The organism is Candidatus Symbiopectobacterium sp. NZEC135 (assembly GCF_025962695.1).
The window spans coordinates 1-1,618 of record NZ_JAGFPF010000386.1 but is presented as its reverse complement, the minus strand read 5'-3'; the positions used below and the strand labels follow the sequence as shown (position 1 = coordinate 1,618).

Annotated in this window: 2 protein-coding genes; one reads left to right on the top strand and one right to left on the bottom strand. The window is 49.3% G+C overall.

What is annotated here, in order from left to right; genetic code table 11:
* Positions 1-989: pentapeptide repeat-containing protein (locus tag J5224_RS27125; RefSeq protein WP_264628251.1), on the top strand; the 989-nt coding region annotated here is incomplete at its 5' end.
* 76 nt (positions 990-1,065) lie between these two features.
* Here the strand turns inward: J5224_RS27125 and J5224_RS27120 are convergent.
* A partial coding sequence (locus J5224_RS27120) for a Gfo/Idh/MocA family oxidoreductase (RefSeq protein WP_264628250.1) occupies positions 1,066-1,618 on the bottom strand: 553 nt, incomplete at its 5' end.

Sequence of the window (1,618 nt, the reverse complement as noted above, 5' to 3'; positions counted from 1 at the left end):
GTGTTACCGGTGTAGGCACTGATTCGGCCAAAGACAAAGCCATCGCTCCCCGCACACTATTAGAATACATTATGAATTTCTTTAGTTTTGGCGGTCTACGTGACACCAATGAAAGAAAGCACGATGCATTTATTCAGGCATTAACAAGCACCCTTGTCGCCGAGAGAGAAATACCCGAAATAATGACGGTCAACCATTCGGGATACACCATCACCTTCACCTCTCCTGGAAAAAACAACGAAGGCGCGCAGATAAATGTTCAGGTTGAGAAGAACGGTAAAAAGGCGCAGGGGAAAATTCAATCGTCCATCTATAAAAACGTATGTAAGTCTCTGGTATTTCGCGCCCAACATCACCTACCTCTTCCCTCATCCCCGTTGACCAATGAAGGAAAAATTGATTTACGCAATGTTAATTTAGCCACAACCTCATTAGCTAACAACAATCTCACTAACATGGATTTGAGCGGTGCGCAACTGGCAAAAACTGACTTATCCGGCGCAAATCTGACGGGATCATTGTTAGTAGGCACAAATCTGTACAAGGCTAACTTATCGGGTGCCAACTTGGCTGGAGCCTCTTTTTCCCGGGCGAACTTGTCCAAAACGGATATGGATAAGGCAACGCTCGGTGCAACCGACTTCACAGAAGCAAACCTTCAAGATGCAAAATTAGTGGCGGTGACCGGCTTTGATACCAATTTCTCACATGCCAAAGCACACAATATCATCCTGAATAGGGCTGATTTAGAGCGCGCCAATTTTTCTAACGCCAATCTGAGCAGAGCAAGTGTGGTCGACGCGAAACTCCCCAATGCCAATTTCCGATACGCAAATCTAACGAGAGCAAGATTAGACAAATCAGACCTGAAGAATGCCAGCCTGACAAACACCAAAATGTCACATACGAGTTTAAAAGATGCGATATTGACGGGCACTTTGCTTGAGCAAAACAAACAAGCGCCCATATTTACTCGTACTCCGACTTAAGCTGTCAAATAAAACGTATTTGCTAATAGAGAGACCAAGGTCGTGATTGCCCAACGCACACACGACCTTGTTTAAATCACTGTTTATCCTCCCCCGGAAACACAACCCCCCACTGCCGCCGCAATTCATCCATCTGCGCCATAATCGCCTGGCTCTCATCGAGCGGCATCAGCTCACATTCGGTTTTTCCTGCGCGCAAACATGCCATCACAGCGGCGGCCTGGTAGTTATAGCCATTGCCTTCAAGCGGGGAGGTTACCGTTATAGGTGCTTCGCCGATCACCGCCAGCGTGGCGGAGGTCGCTTTGGAGAATTCGGGAATAACGATGGTCCCTTTATTGCCGATAATCCGCGCTTCTTTTTGCGTTGGGGTGTTGATCGAGCAGGACAACACCGCCACTTGTCCATCCGGGTAGAGCAGCGTCATGGCCGAAAGGTCATCCACACCGGTTTCGTACAGGCTGGCAACGCCGGTGATCGTGGACGGAACCTGCTGGAAGACCCAGGATGCAAACGAAATAGGGTAAACCCCGACATCCATTAATGCGCCGCCGCCGCGATGCAAGCCCACTTTGCGATCCTCGGCGGGCCCTTCACGGCGAAAACCGAAATCGGCGCTGACCATACGC